This is a genomic window from Clostridium saccharoperbutylacetonicum N1-4(HMT), assembly GCF_000340885.1.
Taxonomy (GTDB): domain Bacteria; phylum Bacillota; class Clostridia; order Clostridiales; family Clostridiaceae; genus Clostridium; species Clostridium saccharoperbutylacetonicum.
On record NC_020291.1, the window covers coordinates 2,249,488 to 2,273,579 of the forward strand.

Sequence of the window (24,092 nt, forward strand, 5' to 3'; positions counted from 1 at the left end):
TGATAACTTACTAATGTATCTAAGTAACGGAGGAGAACCAAGTCCAGAGAGAGGAGGTTCTCCTTCTTTTGTTGTTTCAAGAAGAATGTTGATGATAAATCCTGTGAATATAATAATTTCATAGACAACATTTTCCACAAAAACCATGCCAAGACAAAAATAAGAATGGACTAGTCAAAATATACATGCTACAATATGAATGAATATATTTTTATTCATTCATATTGCTATTAATTATCGAAAACATCTTTTATTTAGAGGTAGTATTGTCATCTGTATCATCAACTATAATACAAAAAATTTATTCTTATATTATAAAGTAATACCAACGAATAAAAGCTTTCTATTTGTAAACATGAGGAGGGTATCAAATGAAAAAGGTTACTGTGTTTATGGGTACTTCACAAAAGCAGGCAACTTACCAAGCAGTTCAGGAATTCGAAAAAAATTTAAAGTCATATACAGATATTGACTTTGAGTATGTTTTTTTAAAAGACTATCACCTCAAATATTGTAATGGCTGTAAGGTATGTTTTGAAAAGGGAGAAGAAAATTGTCCTTTGAAGGATGATAGGAATTTACTTATTGAGAAGATGAATAATTCAGATGGAGTTATTTTTGCCACTCCCAATTATTCATTTCATGTAACTGCACCATTGAAGAACTTTTTGGATCGACTAGCTTTTGTTTTTCACCGACCTCAATTTTTTGGTAAGACTTTTACAACTATTGTTACTCAAGGTATATTCGGAGGAGCCTCTATCGTAAAGTATTTGGGGAATATTGGAGAAAACTTAGGGTTTCACGTAACAAAAGGATGCTGCTTGAATACATTAAAACCTATAACAATGCGTCAACAGAAAAAAATAACACAGGAAGTCAAAAAAGCATCCACAAGATTTTATAAGGAACTTATGCGTCAAACGTCGCCAACTCCTTCTATTTTCAGATTGATGATGTTTCGGATATCCCGTACAAGTATTATGAATATTTTGAATGAGACGTACCGGGATTATATTTATTTTAAAGAAAAAGGATGGTTTGAATCTGATTATTATTATGATGTCTCTTTAGGATTATTCAAAAATATTGCAGGTAAATTTTTCGATTTCTTAGGGGGATGGATGGCTAAGCATAGATAGGGTATAATTGTTATTAATAGAAAAATGGAGGTTGGTTAATTGAACGATAAAAAAGAAGTTATATTTAATTATGGGAGAGAGCTATTCAGTTCCAAAGGATTTAAAGATATAAATGTGTCTGATATTACAAAAAAGGCTGGAATAGGGGTAGGTACGTTTTATAACTACTATTCCTCGAAAGAGAAGCTTTTCATGGAGATTTTTTTAGAAGAAAATGTAAAACTTAAAAAAAGTATTTTGGAATCTATAGATCTGAATGGTGATCCCTTAAAAGTAATTAAAGAATTAATGTTTATGAACATTAGTGGCATAAACTCAAATCCAATACTTAGAGAATGGTATAACAGAGATGTCTTTAGTAAAATAGAGCAACATTACAATGAGGAGAACGGAATAAAATATGTTAATTTCGTATATAACAGTTTTGCAGAGTTAATAAAAAAATGGCAGGTTGAAGGGAAAATGCGAAATGATATCGATTGTGAAATTATTATGGCTATTTTTACTGCAGTGATAAATATAGATACCCATAAGGACGAAATTGGGATTCAATATTTTCCACAAATTTTAGATTACTTAGCTGAATTTATAATTAAAGGTTTGATTGATTGCAACCAATAGGGATATGACTAAGATTCATTAAAAGAAGTTTTATTCTTAATTTAAACATTAAGGTTGTGTAATTTAAATGGTGGAAACCCATTCTGAAAAGATTAAGTCAAATCATTCGGTAGCGAGTTATGGAGATAAATAGGTAACTATCTATTTTAAGCGTTGACAGTTAGTTAGTAGGTTGAATAAATTTAATAAATTAACAAAACAAAAGCTTAAGGGACATTATCAATATTACGGAATTACAGATAATTCATATATGATAGGTCAATTCTGCCTAGAAATAAAGAAAGCACTTTTCAAGTGGTTGAACCGCAGAAGCCAAAGGCAAAGTTTTGATTTGGATAAGTTCAAGATGTATATGAAATATAATCCGTTACCTAAGCCCAAAATTAATGTAAATATATATATATAGCAAGTTCTGTAAAATAACATAAAGAGCCGTATGCCTTAATTGGGCACGTACGGATCTGTGAGGGGAAAAGTATCATAAGTAAATGAGATTTGAATAATAGGGCAGAAGGAGAAACAACCCAATAAGGAGGTATCCTCCTTCTTTTTATGATAACCATATTAAATATTGCATAGCTTGGCGAAGGAAATTTTGTTTATAAAGCTGCCTTTATATCTGATGAAAAGATTGAGCACTAAAAGCCATTTGCTCAATAATTAATAATTTTGAGTGGCAAGTGATAAATGCAGAAATCTTAGAAAGTCCTTTTTAATGTATCAAATTGCTTAAAAAATTCCATTATTTCTTGGAGCGGTTTTTGCTGCCCACTTAGAAACCATTTTCGCCAAACAGCATAAACGCCTGCTGACATGAAAGTTGTCCAGTATTCACCACTATCAGGAGCATAAAATTTGTTTATTTCTTCTATGAAAATCTGCTGAATTATTGGTTCATATCCACGGTCAACAGATGAAAGTAAATCATCACTAAAGGTGCTGAAAAACTTTAATTGGATATCAAATTTATCAGAGAAGGATGGATTCTGATGAATCGTATAAAATACAGCTGCAATCTTTGGCTGGTAATACTCATACAAAATCTGTTCGAGATCGTTAAAATTTCGGTAAAAAGCCATACGGCTTACCCCTGCCCGTTTACAAACTTGTGAAACTGTTAATTCCGACAATTTTTCTGTTGCAAGCAACTGCAGCATGGCTGTTGTTATAAAATCCTTTGTATCTTTTTTGATGGCTTGCGAGTGATTTGTTGCTGCCATTACAATACCTCCCTTACTGTCACATATGATCGTTTATGTGTTGATTTCACCTTGATAATAGTATATGCTAATGGAACAGAGGTTACAAGTGAAACATTAGTTAGGAGGAATTAATTATGGAAAAAGAGTTAGTTTTAGTAACAGGCGGAAGTGGCTTCATTGCCGTACACATAATATTAAAGCTTTTGAAACTGGGATATCGAGTTCGTACAACACTTCGCACATTGTCACGTCAGGATGAGGTTAAATCAATGCTTGCAAAAGGTGGAGCAGTTGATTTTGAAAATCTGGAGTTTATACAGACAGATTTGACAAGTGATACAAACTGGATGAAGGCGGTGACTGATGCAAATTATGTTATTCATGTAGCATCACCAACACCAGCCACACGTCCAGATGATGGTGATGAAATGGTGAAAATGGCTGTTGATGGTACATTGAGAGTGATGAAGGCAGCGAAAGAGGCAGGTGTTAAACGTGTGGTTCTAACTTCTGCTTCAGGGGCAGTGATTGCAGTCCATAAATTTCATCAGGAGATTTTCACAGAAGAGGATTGGACAGATTTGTCAAGCAATATCGATGCATACCAACGTTCAAAAACTATGGCAGAGCTTGCGGCTTGGGAATTTGCAAAGAGAGAGAATATGGAACTTTCTGCTGTTAATCCTGTGGCGGTCATGGGACCTGTACTTGGACAGGATTATTCTCACTCTAATCAGATTATTCGTGCGATGCTCAGAGGAGATATGCCATTTCTTTTAAATATTGGATTTGATTATGTTGATGTTCGAGATGTTGCGGAATTACATGTTCTTGCGATGACATCTCCAGAAGCAGCGGGAGAGCGATTTATTGCTACTACGGGTGAAAATCTTACATATAAAGAAGAAGCGAAAATTTTAAAGAAATACTTAGGAAGTAAAGCAAAGAAAGTATCGACTAAGGTACTGCCGGATTTTATAATTAAATTTATGGCAATTTTTAAAAAGGATTTGCGTATGCCAGCAACATTTTTAGGACAAAACACAGCTTGTAGCAATGCAAAAGCTAAAAAGTTACTTGGCTGGCAGCCAAGAACAGCAGAAGAAGCAATCGTGGCAACTGCAAAAAGTATGATTGAACTTGGACTAATCGATAAATAGATATTAAAATTATATTAAGCGTCTCTATATAGCAGGCGATCATTAAGTTTTTGAGTTGCATTCACTTAGTTAAAAATCACACTTGACAGCGATACAAGGAATAGTAACTGCAACAGTAATGGTTACTCAAGGATTGAGTTATATGAAAAGCTAAAACCTTTTATAGAAAAATATATAAGAACATCACTTGCTACTGATACGGTGAACCATATTGTAAATCACGTAGACATTGTCAAAAATCATTTATATGACTGACTTTAAGATATACAACTATGTTTTATGCAGTATCATAAATAAAATAAAGTCCAGAATAATAGGGAAGGTTAATTTACCTTCCCTATTATTCTGGTTAAGCTAAATATTAAACTTAATACCAGTAAGTTCTTCGCTAAGTTGCCACAATCTCCTAGCTAAATCTGTATCTATGGCCCAAGGACGTACCCCATTTTCCTTTAAGCTATCAGCTGTAACAGCCTCGGAGATATCGCAATCCTCACAATATACACCACCCATCTCATTTAGTAAAGGGCTGGTTGCGCACCATACTGGTGTGGCTGCACCTTGCTCAATGTTTTTAAATTCATTTACAGGTTGCTTATCAGCAGTTTTTTTATCTTTATTCTTAAGCTCTTGTGTAGTAACTTTTCCGTCAAGAGAAAATCTACCAAGGTCTGTAGTTGGAATTAACCCTGGGTGAACTGCAAAAGCTCTTACTCCATATTCCTTACCTAATCTATCAAGCTCAACAGCAAAAAGTATATTGGCAGATTTTGATTGGGCATAGGCTTTCCATTTATCATATTCTGTTTTTTGAAAATTAGGATCTTCAAAATTAACACCTCCAAGACGTTGAGCTCTTGATGAAACTGCAATAACCCTAGCACTACCAGCTTTTTTTAAAGCAGGCCAAAGTCTTGCTGTTAATTGAAAGTGTCCTAAATGATTTGTAGCAAATTGAGATTCATACCCTCTATTATCTCTCATTAAAGGTGGAGTCATGATTCCAGCACTATTTACTAAGATGTTAATGGGCCTTCCGGAAGCTATAAATTTCTCTGCAAAACTATTTATAGAATCAGAGTCCATAAGATCTAAAGTTCCTAGCTCTATATTTTTAATTCCATCTATGGCTTTCTGTGCTTTCTCAATATTTCTTGCTGGTACTATAACTGTGGCGCCAGCTTCGGCTAAAACTTTAGCAGTTTCCAATCCGATTCCCGAATAACCTCCAGTAACAATTGCTATCTTACCTTGTAAATTAAGATTTTCTATAACTTCTTTTGCAGTTGTAGAAAAACCATATCCTGAATTTATTGGTGATTGAATAGTATGTTTCATATCTTTCTCCTTTTTTATGCATGGCATATTTTTAAAATAAATTTAGCTCGCTAGCGTTATATTTAGTATATTTCTTAGAGTGCAGTGTAAGTCAATAGGGAATTTCAAACTATTTGCTAAAATGAAAAAGTAACTTCATGATTGCAATAGTAAATTCATCTTACAAGAAGTTAGTCTTGCACATAAATCTAGTTGAACTATTTTTATCATACATTTGAGATGATTGATCCTGGTAGTGGCTTAACTATTTCCTAATTATCTAAATAGAAATATTGAAAAGAACCGTATATGCAGTTCTGCTGTTCGTCTTACCATTGACATTCTATTGCCGTTGTGTTATTTATATCATATCTTATAGCAGAATACTAAGTTCAAGAATTTAGTATTGCAAATAATAAGGTAGGCGGAATTTAGTCTTGCACAGAAAGTTCGGCTACCTATTTCTGATGCCCAAATATGCTTATAATGATAAAATAACTGCATTATTTGGCATTTAGCTAACTTATTTTATCATCTAAATTTGAATTTAGTGTTGCATTTTCAATGCCTTATCTAAATCACGAATTTAACTTTTCACTTAACGATTTCAAACTATTTCAAAAATATCGTATAATATTGAATAATAAGTATTGTAACCTTTATAATAGTAACAAAAGTATTAGTTAATATTATAGATTGTTATTTAGAGAGGTACGGGTATGAATTTATCAATAAAAGAAGTAGCAGAAAAATTTAATATAACACCTTATACATTAAGATATTATGAAAGAGAAGGCTTGATACCATCTGTACAACGTAAAGATAATGGTAGGAGGGTTTACACAGATGTTGATTTAGGATGGCTTCAAATTGTGAGCTGTATGAAAGCTACAGGAATGTCTATTTCATATATAAAAAATTATGTTGAGCTTTGCACTAATGGAAAAGATACATTAGAAGAGAGACGTAAGATTATGTGTAAGCAAAAAGAAATAATTAATGAAGAGATAAAAAAATATACTGATCTTCTTGAACTCGTAGATATGAAGTTAGACTATTACGATGAGAAAATCTCCAAAGATGAATTAAAAAAGATAATTACTGAAAAAAAGAAATAATCTATTTTAGATTAATGAATCAAGGCAAGATTATGATTTTAAGAAAGGCTATATTATAAGAGTGAAAAGTAATTAAAAAATAACAATAGGTAGGATATTCAAAGAAATGTGGATTATATTTTAATAATGGTTGTCACTTGCTACTGATACGGAGAAACATAAAATAAATAAAGAATAAAGAGTAAGTTTTAGGTAGAATAAATATAAAAGATAAACATGAACAAAATATGTGTTTATTTATTATTTAAAAGTTAGTAGTTCTCTAAGTTGCGCTAGGGACTACTATTTTTTTGTTAATAAATCTACTATAGATATCCAAAGCGAGAATTAGACTTATGCAACAATTACCGAAATCAAATACATTTATCTTCCACAGGACTAGTGAAATTTTCGCTGGAAGGTTCTAAATGGCGGCTTGTCTCCATTTCAGCGTGTTCCAGATGTAAAATCTGGACAAGCTGTAAATGAAACAAGCCCCCATTAATAACCATCATCAGCTCAATTTCACATGCCTGCTTCCAGAAAAATGTCTCTGATTTCTAGTGTAGTGTTACGATTATAATTTCTCAATAATACATATATATTACATTTATAAGTTTGATTATTAATTTGGATATCTATAAATATAAAAAAATATACACCTTAAAAAAAAGCAGCTATGCTGCAAATAAGATCATTATATGAGGCCTTAAAAAAAAGCAGCTATGCTGCAAATAAGATCATTATATGAGGACCTTAATAAAGGCAGCTATGCTGCATATAAAATCATTTATATGAGGAACCTTAAAAAAAGCAGCTATGCTGCAAATAAGATCATTTATATGAGAATCTTAAAAAAAGCAGCTATGCTGCAATACGGAACTATCTGCAAATAAGAACATGATACAAGAACCTTTAATAATTTTGTGTGAATTAATAGAGACAGAAGAAAAAAATATTGACACGGAAGAAATAATATTATAATATTACTTCCAAGGAAGAAATAGTAAGAGGAGAAGTTGAGATGGATATTGTTAATGAGATTATATTATCACTAAAGAAAATACAAGAAAAGAATGAAATAAGTGTACCAAATGTTAAGGATAAACTTAACTTTTCACAAATTCATTGCATTGCCGCTATAGAATATATTGAGGATGCTAACATAACAAAATTAGCACAAGAATTAAGTATGACAACAGGTGCTATAACCAAAATGTGTAGAAAGTTATTAAATGAAGGTTATGTTTCGAAGTATCAAAAAGAAGGAAATAATAAAGAAGTGTATTACAATTTTACTGAACTAGGAATGAATGTGTGTGAAATTCATAAAAAAATTCATGATAAATCATATAATAAGAAAAAAGCTATTATAGAGCAATATAATGATGAAGAAAAAGCTATTATATTAAGGTTTCTAGATGATGTGAATTTAATAGTTGAAGATACATTTTCTGATATAAGGAGGAGAGCTTATGAGTAACATTACTATGATAAGTTTAATTTGGGGTTTATTTTGGGGATATTGGGTATTGGCAGCTATAAAAACTAGATCAAAAGTAAAAAAAGAAGCAAGTGGTCAAAGAAGTATGCAGAGAGTGCTTCATGTCATGTTTGTGGTTATTGCTTATGTTATTACTTTCTTTCAATTTAAAAATACATTTTTGGAAAATAAGATAATACCTAATTATGAATATGTGGAATATACAGGGCTTACAATTTTAGTATTATCTCTTTTGTTTGCAATATGGGCTAGAATAGAATTAGGAAGAAATTGGAGTGGGGCGATTCAAAAAGTTGAAGGGCAAAGGCTAGTTCGTAGTGGCCCATATAAGTACATAAGGAATCCTATTTATACAGGAGTGGTATTTGGATTTTTAGGGACTTTTATTACATTTGGAAACCTAGCTTCCCTTATAGGCTTCTTTATGATTTTACTTGTTTATATTATAAAAATAAGTAGGGAACAGAAATTTTTAATAATGGAATTTGGGGAAGAATATAAAAAATATATAGAAGAATCATGGGCATTAATTCCTTTTATATTTTAAAACTATATTGTTAATGACAAGGTGTTGAATTAATTGATGTTATTATAGTTACTAAAAAAATTGAAAACTTGAGAGTAAAAATGAAATTTTGAGGTGAAAGGTGTATCTATGACTTATATTATATTGATCATTATCATATTAAAATTTTTTAGGATAATTAATGGAAAGAATAAACGAATTAAGTTTCCTAATCTATGGTTGTTACCTATATTATTTATACTAATGCTTATTGAGGATTACGCAAAAACATTGAATTTTACATTGAAAGAAATTCTGCTAATAATAATTTTTTCAATTATTGGATTAGGAGTAGGAATAATTCGTGGAAGAACATTAAAATACAGTAAGGATGAATCTAAAGATGAAGTTTATTACAGTGAGTCATATTTAAGTCTTGGAGTGTATATTATCCTTATTTTCATGAAATGGTTTCTTAAATATGTTGGTGGAGATATAACAAGCTTTATAAGTGTAGGAATTCTTATATTTGGATGTGCTTCTATGATAGGAAGAAGTATATGGCTGTCATATAAATATTTTCAATTTTCAGGTAATGCTAAATAGTTTTCAACGTTTTTGCATTAATATTTTACAAAATATAAATCTTATCTTACTCCAAAGAGTATTAGGAAAATTACTAAGGAATATAAAATGTATTACAAATAAAGTATGAGAGCATGTATGATTATGGATAGTATGCGGAAAAAATGATACATAAACATTTATGTACTAACTGCATGTTTAAAATGCATGATACTATTTAAGTAATTAAATTATTACCTTAAATATGCTTTAAAATGATTACAAAAAAATGGAACACTGCTCCAAAATGTTCTATAATCGTTTTAAAGAGGAGGGCTTATATCTATTCTTGTTATTTTAAATTAAATTATCAAAAGAATTTAGATTATAAAATTAAGCAGTCTAAAAAATTAGAGAGTACACATTTTTCATCAAATGAAATTATTAAAGAGTAAAGGAGAATCACAATGTTATACAGTGAAATATTAGAAAAAGCAAGGACATGTATAGGAGATTGTTGTAAAGCTTGTCATGAATGTAATGGAAGAACTTGTAAGAACAAAATTCCAGGACCTGGTGCTAAAGGAATTGGTGATGTAGCCATGAGAAACTATGATAAATGGAAAGAAATAAGAATTAATATGGATACTTTGGTAGAAAATAAACCAGTTGATACAAGTGTTCAATTATTTAATCAAAAATTTAAATACCCAATTTTTGCTGGACCAGTTGGAGCAGTGAATCTTCATTATGGTGATAAATATGATGATATGTCTTATAATGATATTCTAGTTTCCTCTTGTGCAAAAAATGGTATACTAGCATTTACTGGTGATGGGACGAATCCAGAAGTAATGAAAGCAGCAACTGAAGCGATCAAAAAAGAAAATGGACTAGGTATACCAACTATTAAACCTTGGAACTACGAAACTATTTTAGAAAAAATGAAATATGTTAAAGCATCAAATGCCGTTGCTATTGCTATGGATATTGATGCAGCAGGATTACCTTTTTTGAAAAATATGACACCTCCTGCGGGAAGTAAATCTGTAAAAGAATTAAAAGAAATCATAGAAGCTTGTGATAAGCCATTTATTGTTAAAGGAATTATGACTGTTCAAGGAGCCTTAAAAGCTAAACAAGCTGGTGCAAGTGCCATTGTTGTATCTAATCATGGAGGAAGAGTCTTAGATCAATGTTTATCAACAGCTGAAGTGTTAAAAGATATTGTTGATGTTGTAGGTACTGATATGAAAATCTTTGTTGATGGTGGCATTCGTAGTGGTGTAGATGTCTTTAAAGCACTTGCTATAGGAGCTGATGGTGTTTTAATTGCTAGGACATTTGTAACAGCACTATATGGTGGAGAAGAGGAAGGTATTCAAACATATGTTGATAAAATTGGAAGTGAATTAATGGAAACCATGACAATGTGCGGGGCACATAGTCTGGATGAAATTACTCGTGATATGATTTCAATTCCTTGGTAAGGAACTGATGAAAAACGAATACTTGTTAATTTGACATGATAATGTAAGGAAGTCGCTAAACACGGGGCAGGGATATTGCAAAACGAATATTTGCTAATTTAATATGAATATAACCATGCAAAATTGAAAAATAATATCTTAATTTATGCATGGCTCTTTGTATTAATATTCTAGAAAGTAAAGTCAGTAAAAAAAGCTTACCATATAAAAATTAATATGGTAAGCTTTTTGCTATTTATATCGGTTAATGCGCATTATGTCTAGTTAGTACTATGCTTTTTTATTTTACAAGATTATTTGCAGCCACTATCTAGATGAGAATAATATTTAATAGACCAAGTCTCAATTTCTTTAATGATTTTTGTAAGGTCTCTTCCTTTTTCAGTAAGGTAATATTCAACTTTCGGCGGAATTTCAGCATATATTTGCTTATTAACTAAGTCTTCAGTCTCTAATTCCTTAAGTTTTTCATTTAATACCTTCTGACTTATTCCGTTAGTTATTCGTTGAAGCTCTAGAAATCTTCTAGGTTTATCATATAAATGGCATAATAAGACTGCCTTCCATTTACCTCTGATAAAATCCATTGCAAAATCTAATAAACATATGTAGTGTTTGCCATTATACTGTATCATTTTCTTACCTACCTTTAATCTTTTATGTTTAACAGGACTGTATTAAATATATATTAGAGTTATAGCCATATATTGAGTGCTTTTATAATAACAAATTTTTAGAATAAAATAAACCTATACAATTATAAACCAAAATTTTATTTTTCATTAGAGTTTAGATATTATAATAAATCTTACTTAAAAGTAAGTAGTCTAACAAAAAAGTACGTACTTGTTACTAAAATTATTTAACTATATAATAAGCACATATTAAAAAAATAGGTTATATATGGAGGTAAATATATGAAAGTAGTAGCTTTTAATGGAAGTCCTAAAAATAATGGAAATACCTTTGAGGCAATAAAGGCTGTAGCAAAAGAGTTAGAAAAGGAAAACATTGAAGTAGAAATTGTTCATGTTGGAAATAAAGTAATCCGTGGCTGCATGGGCTGCGGTGGATGTGGTAGAAATATGAACGAAAGATGTGTATTTCAGAATGATGAAGTTAATGATTGGATTCAAAAAATGAAAGAAGCAGATGGGATTATTTTAGGTTCTCCTGTACATTATTCAGCTATAGCAGGAACTATGAAATCATTTTTAGATAGGGCATTTTATGTTACATCTGTGAATAATGGAATGCTTAGGCATAAGGTAGGGGCTAGTGTAGTTGCAGTTAGGAGATCTGGTGGGGTTCCAACATTTGAACAATTAAATAATTACATTAATTATTCAGAAATGTTAATGCCATCATCAAATTATTGGAATGTAGTTCATGGTGCAAAACCAGGAGAAGCATTGCAAGATGAAGAAGGAATGCAGATTATGAGTGTTCTAGGAAAAAATATGGCATGGTTAATGAAGCTTGTTAATTCAGGAAAAAATAACGTAGAAGAAAACGAAAGAGAAGATAAAATATTTACAAACTTTATAAGATAATTATTTAGGAATAAAAATGAAAGATGTAGTAATAGTGAGTGCAGTAAGAACTGCAATAGGAGCTTATGGAAAGACTTTGAAAGATGTACCGGCAGTTGGATTAGGTGTAATAGTAATAAAAGAAGCTGTTAAAAGAGCAAACATTAAACCGGAGGAAATTAAAGAAGTTATCTTTGGAGATGTATTCAAGCAGGCCTTGGACAAAATCCAGTTACCTTATTTATCATCTTTATACTTATTACTAGGGATTGCTTACTGACGAGATAACTTTTTACCCCATTCATTTAAAATTTCTAATGCAGGAACCAACTCTTCACAAATATCTGTCAGTGAATATTCCACATGTGGTGGAATACTGCTGTACTCTAATCTTTTTACAAGACCTTGTTCTTCTAGGGATCGTAAAGAGCGAGTCAGCATAATATTAGTGATTCCGGGGATATTTCGCTTAAGCTCATTATATCTAATACTTTTTTTGTTGTATATTACCGACATAATTGGTATTTTCCATTTTCCTCCAATCACTTCGAGCGCATCAATAATAGGGCAAGTTTCATGATAATTAGGTTGATTTGCATTTAGTTCATTTTTCATATGTAAAACCTCCATATTAGGGAACAAAAATGTGCGTACTTGTACTTATGTTTCTTAATGAATAAAATAGTAACATATAAGATAATCAAATACAAGGAGGCAAAATATATGAAAAAAGATTTAGGCGCAAAAACTTTGGTTTATCCTACACCGGTTTTGGTTATATCTACTTATGATAAAGAAGGTAATTCCAATGCCATGACTGCCGCTTGGGGTGGGATTTGTTGCTCATCTCCACCTTGCGTGGCAATTTCATTACGCAAAGCTACGTATACCTACGATAGTCTTATGGATAGAAAGGCCTTTACAATAAATATTCCTTCAGAAAAATATATTAAAGAGGCTGATTATTTTGGAATGGTGTCAGGGAAAAAGGAAGATAAGTTTGCAAAGACCGGGCTTACACCGATAAAAAGTGAATTTGTTGATGCTCCTTTTATTGATCAATTTCCAATAAATATAGAGTGTAAAATTATACAAATTAATGAGCTTGGTCTGCATACTCAGTTTATTGGTGAAGTTATGAATGTTAAGATAGATGATATTGTTCACGAAGGCGATGTCAATCAACCGATTATAGAACAAATAAGGCCTTTACTATTTGCTCCAGATAGTAGAAATTACTATGGAGTTGGAGAACAAGTTGCCAAGGCGTTTTCTATAGGTAAGGAGATTAAATAATATAACAAAAAAGAGAAGTCGATCTTATTAAATAAACCTCTCTTCTCAACTTAATTATAGCATATGTAAAATAGAAATATAAGTCTATATTTCTCACTGTATATATATTAAGATAATGTAACTATAATAAAATATGAGGAGAATTTATATGAGTATTGAAAACAAAGCACCAATATAGATATGACTTTGGATAAAGGACCATTTTATCATGGAACGAAGGCAAAACTCGAAGTAGGGGCTTTAATTAAAATAGGATTTTCATCTAATTATGGTGTAGGTAAGAAAGCTAATTTTGTTTATATGACAGCAACTTTAGATGCTGCAATTTGGGGAGCAGAGCTAGCAATTGGTGATGGCAATGAAAGAATCTATATAGTTGAACCTACTGGCGAATTTGAAAATGACCCTAATTTGACTGATAAAAAGTTCTCAGGAAATCCTACACGTTCCTACCGTACAAGGTTTCCTTTGAAAGTTGTTGGTGAAATAAGTAAATGGAAAGGGCATTCACCAGAAGCACTTAAAAATATGAAAGATAATTTAAATAAGCTTAAAGAACAAGGAATTGAAGCTATAAATGAGTAAAAATTATATTAAGCAATTTTAAAATATGCATGTATCAAGGATATAAAAAATTACACAATTGAGGAGAACCAAATCAAGATAATTTGAGTGGTTCTCCTTTTTTTAATATAGATATCCAATTTAAGAGTTTAACTTATAAATGGAATATGTATACACTCTTTAGAAATTAAAATTACAACTTTACGCTAGAAATATGATACAATTTTTCTGGAGCAGGCATGTGAAATTGAGCTGTTGAAGGTTGTTAATGTGGGCTTGTTTCATTTACAGCTTGTCCAAAAGTGAATGTCCAAATTTTATATTTAGAAACATGAACTTTTGGACACGCTGAAATGACGGCAAGCCCGCATTTAGAACCTTCCAGCGAAAATTTTACTAGTCCTGCAGAAGATAAATGTATCATATTTCGGTGATTGTTGCATAAGTCTAATTCTTGCTTTGGATATCTATAATATTAAAATCTTTTCTTACTAATTCAATAAATAAGGACATTGCAGGGCTAATCCACTTATTTTTGTGATAAGCATAAATTGCTGTGACTTTAGCATCTAAAGAGTCTAGTTTTATTTCCTTTAACTTTCCACTATCAAGCTCTTCTTCTACTGTAAAACGCGGTAAAAATGAAATTCCAAGATTACTTGCAACACATTTTTTTATAGCTTCTATACTCCCAAGTTCGATTGTATTATCTAAGAATATATTTTTATCAAAAAAATAACTTTCAAGGATTTTTCGATAAATAGATTCAACTTCATTAATGATAAGGCTTGTATTTATTTTTTGATTAGGTTTGCTGAAATCTAATTTTTCTTGATCAAATTGAGGGGAGCAGACTAAAGCTACGCCAAAATCAGAAAGTTTAACAGCATTTAAGCTTTCATTCTTACTTCCTACATTATACATTAATCCAAGGTCTGCTTCACCACTGGCTAACATATTTTTTATGTCATAGCAATTGAGGGAAACCATAGAAAGTTTTACATTAGGAGCTTTTTCTTTAAACATATATAATACGTTTTGCAATTTATAAGACATTAAAGATTCTGCAACAGCAATTTTTAATTCTCCAGTAATATTATTACCATATTTGCCAAGACTCTCAATCTTTTTCACTGTATTAAGTAGTTCATCAGCATATGGGATTAGTTCCTTTCCTACAGGAGTCAGTACCATATTACGTCCTATTTTTTCAAATAACTTGATTGAAAGTTCTTGCTCTAGCTGCTGAATTTGTGAGGTTACAGTGGATTGAGTATAACCTAATTTCATTGCTGCATTTGAAAAATTACCTTCTTCTATAATGCCTTTAAAGGTTTTAAAATGTCTGATATCCATTAACTTCACTCCAATCTCTATATTAAGATAATAATATATTGAAAAAAACGAATTGTCAATTCGAATATATCAATTTTACAAATATATAATCCTCTGATAATATAAAGTCATAGAGCAGGTGCAAGTTAATTTAGCAAGTTTTATGAATGCTCTTACATTAGATATATTGCAATTATAAACGTTCAATACTCAATGAGTTATGATCAATAAAGGTTGATTTGCATTAGAAAGTATTAAGTTTTGAACAGTTCTTTTTGCAACATATATTTATATATTCTTATATCAATATTTGTTAAAAAAATAACAAATAAAATTTTCATTATGGGAGGAATAAAAAATGAAAGATGTAGTAATAGTAAGTGCAGTAAGAACTGCAATAGGAGCTTATGGAAAGACTTTGAAAGATGTACCAGCAGTTGAACTAGGAGCAATAGTAATAAAAGAAGCTGTTAAAAGAGCTAATATTAAACCAGAGGAAATTAATGAAGTTATCTTTGGAAATGTACTTCAAGCAGGTCTTGGACAAAATCCAGCAAGACAAGCTGCTGTGAAAGCGGGATTACCTGTAGAAATACCTGCATTTACAATTAATAAGGTTTGTGGTTCAGGCTTAAGAGCTATAAGTTTAGCAGCTCAAATTATAAAAGCTGGTGATGCTGAGGCGATAGTAGTTGGCGGTATGGAAAACATGTCAAGTGCACCATTTTTACTTGATAATGCCAGATGGGGACAAAGAATGGGACATGGCGAATTTATTGATGAAATGATAAAAGATGGTTTATGGGATGCATTTAATGACTATCATATGGGAGTAACTGCAGAAAATGTAGCTGAGAAATGGAATGTGACAAGAGAAGAGCAAGACGAGTTTTCACTATTATCACAACAAAAAGCTGAAAGAGCTATTAAGAATGGAGAGTTTAAAGATGAGATAGTTCCTGTAGTAATTAAAACAAAAAAAGGTGAAGTAATATTTGATCAAGATGAATTTCCTAGGTTTGGTAATACAATAGAAGCACTAAGAAAATTAAAGCCTATTTTTAAAGAAAATGGTACAGTTACAGCAGGAAATGCATCTGGATTAAATGATGGAGCTGCAGCATTAGTAATTATGAGCGCAGAAAAAGCTAAAGATTTAGGAATAAAACCACTAGCTAAAATCACTTCTTATGGTTCAGCAGGCTTAGATCCAGCAATAATGGGATATGGTGCTTTTTATGCAACAAAAGCTGCTTTGGATAAAATCAATTTAAAAGCTGAAGATTTAGATTTAATTGAAGCAAATGAAGCTTATGCATCACAAAGTATAGCAATAACTAGAGATTTAAATTTAGATATGGATAAAGTTAATGTTAATGGTGGAGCTATAGCACTTGGACATCCTATTGGGGCATCTGGGGCACGTATTTTAGTAACCTTGTTACATGCCATGGAAAAAAGAGATGCAAAGAAAGGACTTGCAACCTTGTGTATTGGTGGAGGCCAAGGAACTGCCTTAATCGTTGAAAGAGAATAATTGAATTTAAGAAGGGGTGTATAAAATGACTTTATTAGCAGATCAAATAAAGAATGCTGCATTAAATTTTGGATATGAAAAATGTGGGATCATTAAAATATCTGACATAGATGGATATAAAGAAAAACTTGAGGAACGAATTGAAAAGGTTCCAGAAGCTAAAGGTTTTTACCAAGGTCAGTATCGTTTTACACAGCTTAAAGATACTTATCCTTGGGCTAAATCAATTGTAATATGTGTGAGAAAATATGGAAAATATCATATTCCAGAGCATTTAAAAGGTATGATTGCAAAATACTATTTGGTTGATGGAAGAAAAGATGAGAATTCTAAAGATTTTCAAGATAGTTTAAAATATGAAAAATACATGAAAGATTTAGGACTTAGAGCAGAAACTGAAAGAGGATTTGGTCTTGTACCATTACGTTTTGCAGCTATGAAAGCAGGGCTTGGAATAGTTCGAAAGAATAATTTCTTTTATACTGAAAGTGGCTCCACAGTGTATTTGGAAGCATGGCTTATTGATAAGGAATTAGAAAATATAGAAACACCAAAGGTAAGGCCTTGTTCTGAGAAGTGTAATCTATGCATGAAGGCGTGTCCTTCAGCTTCTTTATCAAAACCATATACAATGAATCCTATAGCTTGTGTATCTTGCATAACTACCTTTATGGGAAGAGATATGCCCAATGAAAAATATAAAGAACAAATAGGAGCTTGGGTTTATGGCTGCGATGCGTGCCAAGATGTTTGTCCTATGAATAAAAACAGTTGGAAGGAAATAGAAGAGTTCCCTAATTTGCAAGAATTAAGTGAACAAATATCTCTAGAAAAAATTCTTAAAATGGACTATTCCTATTTAGAAGAAGTGATGCAGGCTAAGTTTTGGTATATAGATAAAGCAAGTGTTTGGAAATGGAAAGTTAATGCTATTAATGCAATGGTAAATAACTATGAGGAGCACTATAGAGATCATATATTGGAGGCTTGTAAAGATAGTAATTTGAAAGTTCGTGAAATGGCTGAGTGGGCAGTTAATAAATTGGAACTACAATAAATGTCTTTTTGATAATTCTTGACCGATCGTTCTCAAAATGTTATTATTGATTTTACAAAGGAGGGAACTCAATGGGACGAAGTAAAGAATTTGATGAAAATGTAGTTCTTCAAAAAGCAATGGAATTGTTTTGGAAACAAGGCTATGAAAAGACATCTTTGAATGATTTAGTAGAGCATATGGGAATCCATCGTAGAAGTTTATATGATACCTTTGGTGATAAGCGTACATTATTTTTAAAAACGATGGATTTTTATGAAGAATTAATAAGAAATAAAATACAGGCTGGAGTTTTAAAGGCAGAAACTGCAAAACAAGCTATACGATTTATCTTTGATTTTATTATCGAAGGATATGAAGATAAACAATGGGGATGCTTAACTGTTAATTCGGCTACAGAGCTAGCTCTTATGGATAAAGAGATAAAAGAAAGAATAGAAAGAACCTTTATGCAAACAGAACAACTCCTTGCTGATCTTATTCGAAAAGGGCAACAAGCAGGTGAAATTTCAAGGGAGTATGAGCCAGAAGTTTTAGCAGAAGTACTTCATAATACCTTACATGGAATTCGTGTACAGCTAAGAATATCAGCCAGCAAAGAAAAATTACATCGTATTGGGAATTTTTTTATGGATTTGTTAAATAAATAATTTTTTAGACTAATTAGAATGAACATTCTCAAAAACATTTATGTCCCTTTGAGTTCCTGTGACTAATAGAAAAGTATAACTGCTATTTATAGATATCCAAAGCGAGAATTAGACTTATGCAACAATTACCGAAATCAGACACATTTATCTTCCACAGGACTAGTGAAATTTTCGCTGGAAGGTTTTAAGTGGAAGGTTGCACCCATTTCTGCATGTTCCTAAAGTAAATTTATGACAAGCAGAAAATGAAACAACCTTCCACTAATAACCATCATCAGCTCAATTTCACATGCCTGCTTCCAGAAAAATGTATCAGATTTCTAGTTTAGTATTATAATTATAATTTCTCAATTATTCATGCTTATTACATTTATAAGTAAAACTCTTAAATTGGATATCTATAGATGATGCAGAAAACCTAGAAAACTAATGAAAGTGCATCATTAACAAAGTCTTTTTATTGGATGAAAAAATTTTACATTAATTAGAATGATCGTTCTAATTAATATATATATTTTATAATTAATGTTCTCTCACATAATAAAGAATTTTAATAAAAATTGTTTCGAGATTCTATTTTATCAAAGCAGAATTCTGAAAGTCATAGTTTTGAAGAATTGAATCAGGAAATGGTAAGACTAAAATGCAATTACGTATAAAGTATGGGCTTAAGGAGGTGATCGTAAAAGGCAATATCTTAAGGAAAAAGTATCTAACCTATAAATAAAAAATTAGCGCATTCGTATTCTATACGAGAGCAAGAATTAATAAGGAGTGAATAAAATGAGTTTAATAACTGTAAATGAAGAAAAATGTATAAAATGTGGAATGTGTGTGGTGGAATGTCCAACAGGAGTATTAAAACTAGAAGCTGATGGTCCAAAAGAAGTTAATCCTAATGCATGTTTAGAATGTGGTCATTGCGTAGCTGTATGTCCTAAAGAAGCTATAGATAATAAGAAATCGCCATTAGCTATGCAAAATGAGATAGGAGAAATCAAAAAATTAGATCCAGAAGAAGCAAAGAATTTTATTCGAACACGTCGTTCTATTCGTTCATATAAAAATATACCAGTTGAAAGAGAAAAGTTATTGCAGCTTGTTGATGTTGCTCATTTAGCACCAACTGCAAGTAATTCACAAGGTGTATCGTTCTTAATAGTAGATGATAAAAAAAGAATTGAATTAGCAGTTGAAGAATGTATTAACTGGTTTGATAGTAATGAAACTTTGAGTAAGATGTTGAATGGAATGATTAGTGGTTATAAGAAGAATAAAGTTGATACAATCTTAAGAGATGCACCTAGTATAATTTTAACCTTAGCTGATAAAGACTTTCGTAATGGTAGAGAAAATTCAATTCTCTCATTATCATATCTAGAATTATATGCGCCATCACTTGGCCTTGGTTCATGCTGGGCAGGGATATTTGAAATTTGTGCACTTAATGATAATTCACCAATGTACAAGCTTTTTAATATTCCAGAAAATAAGAAAATAACAGGAGTAGTAATGGTAGGATATCCTAAGCATAGTTTTAAAAGATTTACAGAAAGAAAACCATTAGAAGCTTCATTTTATGAAAATTAAACAATTAAAGAATTAATAGAAATGACTCACCATATAAAAATCAAAATGGTGAGTTTTATTATGTCTTTATATAGTAATTTGACAAAAGCAAATAAATTTTATTATAATTTCCTTTAATATGTATAAAAGAGCTGGGTTTGTAAAGAAATCAGAGAAAGAAAATAACTCATGGCGAGAAGGTTTAATAGAACTTGAATTTGAAATGGAACTTTAGTAAAAAATAAAATTCCAATTTAAGTTTTTGTGTTAATGAAAGATATTGAAGAGAGGAAATAATAATATGGAGATGGAAATTAGACTTGCATATGAAAATAAAATGGAAATTAAAGAGCTGTTTTTAGAATACACAGAAATGCTGGTTGAAAATGACCCGGATTTTGCAAAATATTTAGAAGTGCAGAACTATGATTCAGAACTTGAACATTTAGCAGATAAATATGGATTACCAGAGGGGAGGTTATATATAGTAAAAGTTGAAAATGAAGTAGCTGGCTGTATTGGTTTAAGGAAAATAGATAATGAAAACTGTGAGATGAAGAGATTATATGTTAGGCCTAAATTTCGTGGACATCAAATTGCCAATAAGTTAGTAGAAATGATAATTGCTGATGCTAAAGAAATTGGATATAGATATATGCTTTTGGATACATTACCTTTTTTAGAAGGAGCTATATATTTATATAAGAAATTTGGATTTCATGAAATTGAATCATATAACAATAGCCCAATGAATACCTCAATTTATATGAAGCTAGCTTTGCAAAGATAAATTTTAGCTAATTTAGTTTGTCAGAGGTGATTTTACTTTCTATGTAATAGAAGAGAACCAAGCCTAGATAATAGGAGTGGTTCTCTTACTTTTAGCATATTGAAGCTATGCCCTAACTAATTTAATTGAATATAGATGTAAAAAATCAATCCTATAATTAGTAGGCAAAAAAAGTTCAATAATAGAAACTTTGATAGGTATTCCTTCTTTTTATTAGGATATTCAAGAATCAAAATCTTGTAAGAAATAATACTTGCCAGTGAGGCAATAGGCGTACCCAACCCGCCAATAGTTACTCCATAGAATAATGCATGCCAATCGAATGAAAAAGGAGCAAGCAAAATACTGCTTGGAACATTACTTATGATTTGACTTAATAGTAATGAGGATAAATAAATATTTGTTGAGGTATTAGTTAAAACCGTTAGAAAATTACGTATTGCTGCAATGTTAGATATATTGCCTACTGAAATGAAAAAACAAACAAAAGTAATCAATAATCCATAATCAAGTTTTTTCAATAGGCTTTTATTTAAAATAAGTGTCACCAATATTAAAATAGGTAAGGTAATATAATAAGGTATAGTACCAAGAATATTAAGTATAAGTAAAACAAATAATGCTGAAAACACGATTATTTTCTTTTTTTCAAGTACTGATGCATCCTTCATACTAAAGGAAATTTGTTTTGGACTAAAAAAGAAAGTTATGCAAAGAAGTAAAAATAAACTTACAATACAAATTGGTAATGAATAAGAAAAAAAGTTTCCAATATGCAATTGATAATGTGAAAAAATATATAGATTTTGAGGATTTCCAATTGGTGTAGCACAGCTTCCAAGGTTTGCGGAAATAGTTATAAGAATAGTTGGTAAAATAATATTATAACCAGATTTCCTAGAAATGTTGATTAATAATGGAGTAACTGCCATTAGTGCTACATCATTAGTTAAAAACATGGAAGATATAAAAGCAAACAAACACAAAACTTGAAGTAAAATTCTTTCGTTTTTACACCGATTCAAAATCAATAAGGATAAGTGATTAATTAAAGAATATTCTTCAAAAGCTTTCACTATAATCATCAATTCAAACAAGCAAATAATCACCTTAAAATCTACGTATCCCCAATTAGGAGTGTTAAAAAATGAAGTTACAATGGCAGCAAATAAGGAAATGGATAAAAAACAATCATTTACCAAGAATGTTTTTATTTTTGATAGTTTTTCAAGCACAATTTCACAGTTTTTATTTAAAAAGAATATTTTAAATTCATTCAAAGCATTTGACATAGTTTTCATTATAGGATCACCTTCTTTGAGTAATTTATTTATGGTGGTGTGGAGGCTTTGGAGGATGGCCATCTCTTTCATGAGGTGGAATATGTTCTCTCATATGAGGTGGTAATGGTTCATTTAAATCATAATCCTCAAGAATAGCTTGTGCTTCGAAGTGAGTACAAAGCTTTTTAATTGTGTTATAAAATGAATATTTTTCTTCACTGGATAGAGTCTCAAATACTTGTTCTGAAATATCATTTTGGTTTTCAAATTTTTTTAAAAAATCTAAACCCTCAGAGGTTAAAAATACACGCATTTTACGCTTATCCACTTCATCTTTTGTCCTTTTAATAAGATTGGAACGTTCCAATTTATCTAGTAGCTCTGATAATGTTGCTGATCTAATATCTAAGATTTCAGTAAGCTCTTTTTGGATGAGTCCATCATTTTGAGCTATAATATTTAAAAGTCTAACTTGACCACGATAAGGTGTATAATGAGCTCGTGCTTTATACAAACTTCTCTGGTACATATTTATAAATTTGTTTAGTGTGATTAATAATTCATCAGATGAGATAATTATTTCTTCATCCTTTTCGTTCTTTTCATCAATAGTGTTAGTATCCATTTGAATCCTCCTTTGAATATAATAAGGTACCTAACTATATTTATAATATAAACTGCTTTTGCATGCAAGTCAAGAAAAATTTAAAGGTACCTAACTATTTTTTGCTATTTGAATTTAAAAGAATAGCAATTGGAAAACAAAAAGAAGTTTAGATTTTATGAAAATGAACCATATAATAATAGCTTAATAAATACATCAATTTAAGTGGGGACTAGCTATGTAAAGTTAATTTGTAACTACTTTAGTTTGTTAATATTGATTCGTCACGAAATAATTTTTCTGTTATACTGGGATTAACAGGAAGGAGAGCAAAGTATATGTTAGAACAAAAATGCCAAGAAGAATACATACGAAGAATTCATAAAGTGCAGGATTATATCGAGCATCATTTAGGAGAACACTTGTCCATTGAGGAACTTTCAAAGGCTGCAGGATTTTCCAAATTTCATTTCAGTCGTATTTTTCAAGGAATTTTGCATGAGTCTTTAGCTCATTATGTGAACAGGCTTCGCATGGAGAAAGCACTTTTTTTGTTGGCATATAGGGAAGATAAAAATATGACAAATATTGCATATGAACTTGGTTATACTGATTCAGCCGTATTTTCACGTGCATTTAAGAATTATTATGATAAGAGTCCAAGCGAATATAGGAAGAAATATAGCAAGAATTGCAAAGCTTCTTTTTTATTGTCTGAGTATAATAAGGTCACAGCGAAGAAAGAATGGGAAGACAATTTGTTTCCTGTGACTGGGCAGATTACTATTACAAATTTAGAAGAAAAGCGGGTTGCGTATGTGAGACATACAGGGACTTATGAGATATTGGCAAAAGAGTATGCAAATCTGATGCAGCTGTTATTTGCTCATGCAAAAGGGCAGAAATTTTTTGTAGAGGGTCAGAGCTGGCTGATTGTCATGTATCATGACAATCCTGAATTTGGAGAGGAGAGCCAGTTTCGTACAAGTTTATGTCTAACGATGCCAGAGAATATTCAAATTAAGGAAGATGGAATCCTTGGGACTATGAAGTTAGAAGGCGGTTTGTATGCAGTTGGACATTTTCAGATTCAGCAGAAACAATACTGTGATGCCTGGAATTATATGTATCAGAAATGGTTAACAAGTAGTGGTTATGTTCCAAGAAACTCATATCCCTTTGAAGTATATCGCAACGATCCGCATGCCAATGAGAGTCATATCCATGAAGTAGATATATATGTTCCAATTGAGCCCATTCTTTTCTAATATGC

General features: G+C 31.0%; 24 protein-coding genes and 1 pseudogene. 18 read left to right on the forward strand and 7 right to left on the reverse strand.

The features are described 5' to 3' along the window. Positions 1-371: 371 nt before the first annotated feature. Positions 372-1,142 carry an NAD(P)H-dependent oxidoreductase gene (locus CSPA_RS09950; protein WP_015392122.1) on the forward strand — a complete coding sequence of 257 codons (771 nt, stop codon included), beginning with the start codon at positions 372-374 and terminating at the stop codon, positions 1,140-1,142. 39 nt (positions 1,143-1,181) lie between these two features. After that, positions 1,182-1,763, forward strand: a complete 582-nt coding sequence (locus tag CSPA_RS09955) for a TetR/AcrR family transcriptional regulator (RefSeq protein ID WP_015392123.1) — start codon at positions 1,182-1,184, stop codon at positions 1,761-1,763. A 698-nt stretch (positions 1,764-2,461) separates the two neighbouring features. On the opposite strand, the gene CSPA_RS09960 is transcribed toward CSPA_RS09955, so the two are convergent. Continuing rightward, positions 2,462-2,983: a TetR/AcrR family transcriptional regulator gene (locus tag CSPA_RS09960; RefSeq protein ID WP_015392124.1), complete on the reverse strand. Its 522-nt coding sequence runs from the start codon at positions 2,981-2,983 to the stop codon at positions 2,462-2,464. A 116-nt stretch (positions 2,984-3,099) separates the two neighbouring features. Here CSPA_RS09960 and CSPA_RS09965 point away from each other — a divergent pair, with 116 nt between their 5' ends. After that, a complete protein-coding gene (locus tag CSPA_RS09965; RefSeq protein WP_015392125.1) occupies positions 3,100-4,125 on the forward strand; it encodes an SDR family oxidoreductase in 1,026 nt (341 codons plus the stop codon). 354 nt (positions 4,126-4,479) lie between these two features. Here the strand turns inward: CSPA_RS09965 and CSPA_RS09970 are convergent, their stop codons facing one another. After that, positions 4,480-5,463: an oxidoreductase gene (locus tag CSPA_RS09970; RefSeq protein ID WP_015392126.1), complete on the reverse strand. Its 984-nt coding sequence runs from the start codon at positions 5,461-5,463 to the stop codon at positions 4,480-4,482. Between the two features lie 698 nt (positions 5,464-6,161). Here CSPA_RS09970 and CSPA_RS09975 point away from each other — a divergent pair. The 5 genes from CSPA_RS09975 to CSPA_RS09995 all read left to right on the forward strand — a co-directional run bounded on the left by CSPA_RS09975 (position 6,162) and on the right by CSPA_RS09995 (position 10,602). Continuing rightward, entirely contained in the window at positions 6,162-6,560 is a 399-nt protein-coding gene (locus CSPA_RS09975) for a MerR family transcriptional regulator (RefSeq protein ID WP_015392127.1), read from the forward strand. Between the two features lie 1,003 nt (positions 6,561-7,563). Continuing rightward, entirely contained in the window at positions 7,564-8,022 is a 459-nt protein-coding gene (locus CSPA_RS09980) for a MarR family transcriptional regulator (protein WP_015392128.1), read from the forward strand. Beyond that, entirely contained in the window at positions 8,015-8,590 is a 576-nt protein-coding gene (locus CSPA_RS09985; RefSeq protein ID WP_015392129.1) for a methyltransferase family protein, read from the forward strand. The genes CSPA_RS09980 and CSPA_RS09985 overlap by 8 nt, the downstream gene beginning before the upstream one ends. Positions 8,591-8,788: 198 nt before the next feature. After that, entirely contained in the window at positions 8,789-9,154 is a 366-nt protein-coding gene (locus tag CSPA_RS09990) for a DUF1453 domain-containing protein (RefSeq protein WP_242838583.1), read from the forward strand. A 425-nt stretch (positions 9,155-9,579) separates the two neighbouring features. Then, positions 9,580-10,602: an alpha-hydroxy-acid oxidizing protein gene (locus CSPA_RS09995; RefSeq protein WP_015392131.1), complete on the forward strand. Its 1,023-nt coding sequence runs from the start codon at positions 9,580-9,582 to the stop codon at positions 10,600-10,602. Between the two features lie 293 nt (positions 10,603-10,895). Here CSPA_RS09995 and CSPA_RS10000 read toward each other — a convergent pair whose 3' ends face one another. Then, entirely contained in the window at positions 10,896-11,237 is a 342-nt protein-coding gene (locus CSPA_RS10000; protein WP_015392132.1) for a winged helix-turn-helix transcriptional regulator, read from the reverse strand. Between the two features lie 282 nt (positions 11,238-11,519). On the opposite strand from CSPA_RS10000, the gene CSPA_RS10005 reads away from it, so the two are divergent. Together CSPA_RS10005 and CSPA_RS10010 are read left to right on the forward strand one after the other, a co-directional pair. Next, positions 11,520-12,155, forward strand: coding sequence for a flavodoxin family protein (locus tag CSPA_RS10005; RefSeq protein ID WP_015392133.1), 636 nt, complete (start codon positions 11,520-11,522; stop codon positions 12,153-12,155). Positions 12,156-12,171: 16 nt separating this feature from the next. Beyond that, positions 12,172-12,365 (forward strand): annotated as a pseudogene (locus tag CSPA_RS10010) (thiolase family protein); the annotation flags it as partial. A gap of 42 nt (positions 12,366-12,407) precedes the next feature. On the opposite strand, the gene CSPA_RS10015 reads toward CSPA_RS10010, so the two are convergent. Further along, positions 12,408-12,749, reverse strand: coding sequence for a winged helix-turn-helix transcriptional regulator (locus tag CSPA_RS10015; protein ID WP_015392134.1), 342 nt, complete (start codon positions 12,747-12,749; stop codon positions 12,408-12,410). A gap of 108 nt (positions 12,750-12,857) precedes the next feature. Here CSPA_RS10015 and CSPA_RS10020 point away from each other — a divergent pair, with 108 nt between their 5' ends. Further along, a complete protein-coding gene (locus tag CSPA_RS10020) occupies positions 12,858-13,430 on the forward strand; it encodes a flavin reductase family protein (protein ID WP_015392136.1) in 573 nt (190 codons plus the stop codon). Between the two features lie 180 nt (positions 13,431-13,610). Continuing rightward, positions 13,611-14,015 carry an NAD(+)--rifampin ADP-ribosyltransferase gene (arr, locus tag CSPA_RS10025; protein WP_015392137.1) on the forward strand — a complete coding sequence of 135 codons (405 nt, stop codon included), beginning with the start codon at positions 13,611-13,613 and terminating at the stop codon, positions 14,013-14,015. A gap of 426 nt (positions 14,016-14,441) precedes the next feature. On the opposite strand, the gene CSPA_RS10030 is transcribed toward arr, so the two are convergent. After that, positions 14,442-15,350, reverse strand: coding sequence for a LysR family transcriptional regulator (locus tag CSPA_RS10030; RefSeq protein ID WP_015392138.1), 909 nt, complete (start codon positions 15,348-15,350; stop codon positions 14,442-14,444). 337 nt (positions 15,351-15,687) lie between these two features. On the opposite strand from CSPA_RS10030, the gene CSPA_RS10035 reads away from it, so the two are divergent. The 5 genes from CSPA_RS10035 (at position 15,688) to CSPA_RS10055 (ending at position 20,932) form a co-directional block, all read left to right on the forward strand. Next, complete coding sequence (locus tag CSPA_RS10035) at positions 15,688-16,866, forward strand: acetyl-CoA C-acetyltransferase (protein WP_015392139.1); 1,179 nt, start codon at positions 15,688-15,690, stop codon at positions 16,864-16,866. Positions 16,867-16,891: 25 nt separating this feature from the next. Further along, positions 16,892-17,923 carry an epoxyqueuosine reductase gene (locus tag CSPA_RS10040; RefSeq protein WP_015392140.1) on the forward strand — a complete coding sequence of 344 codons (1,032 nt, stop codon included), beginning with the start codon at positions 16,892-16,894 and terminating at the stop codon, positions 17,921-17,923. Between the two features lie 71 nt (positions 17,924-17,994). Then, entirely contained in the window at positions 17,995-18,573 is a 579-nt protein-coding gene (locus CSPA_RS10045; RefSeq protein WP_015392141.1) for a TetR/AcrR family transcriptional regulator, read from the forward strand. A 783-nt stretch (positions 18,574-19,356) separates the two neighbouring features. Continuing rightward, positions 19,357-20,163 carry a nitroreductase family protein gene (locus tag CSPA_RS10050; protein WP_015392142.1) on the forward strand — a complete coding sequence of 269 codons (807 nt, stop codon included), beginning with the start codon at positions 19,357-19,359 and terminating at the stop codon, positions 20,161-20,163. 280 nt (positions 20,164-20,443) lie between these two features. Next, positions 20,444-20,932: a GNAT family N-acetyltransferase gene (locus CSPA_RS10055; RefSeq protein WP_015392143.1), complete on the forward strand. Its 489-nt coding sequence runs from the start codon at positions 20,444-20,446 to the stop codon at positions 20,930-20,932. 116 nt (positions 20,933-21,048) lie between these two features. Here CSPA_RS10055 and CSPA_RS10060 read toward each other — a convergent pair whose 3' ends face one another. Together CSPA_RS10060 and CSPA_RS10065 are read right to left on the reverse strand one after the other, a co-directional pair. After that, positions 21,049-22,233 carry an SLC13 family permease gene (locus tag CSPA_RS10060; RefSeq protein WP_015392144.1) on the reverse strand — a complete coding sequence of 395 codons (1,185 nt, stop codon included), beginning with the start codon at positions 22,231-22,233 and terminating at the stop codon, positions 21,049-21,051. Between the two features lie 25 nt (positions 22,234-22,258). After that, positions 22,259-22,840 (reverse strand): MarR family winged helix-turn-helix transcriptional regulator, encoded by a 582-nt coding sequence (locus CSPA_RS10065; protein WP_015392145.1) that lies wholly within the window; start codon positions 22,838-22,840, stop codon positions 22,259-22,261. A gap of 317 nt (positions 22,841-23,157) precedes the next feature. Between CSPA_RS10065 and CSPA_RS10070 the strand changes: the two genes are divergently transcribed. After that, complete coding sequence (locus CSPA_RS10070) at positions 23,158-24,087, forward strand: AraC family transcriptional regulator (RefSeq protein ID WP_015392146.1); 930 nt, start codon at positions 23,158-23,160, stop codon at positions 24,085-24,087. The last annotated feature ends 5 nt before the right edge of the window (positions 24,088-24,092 follow it).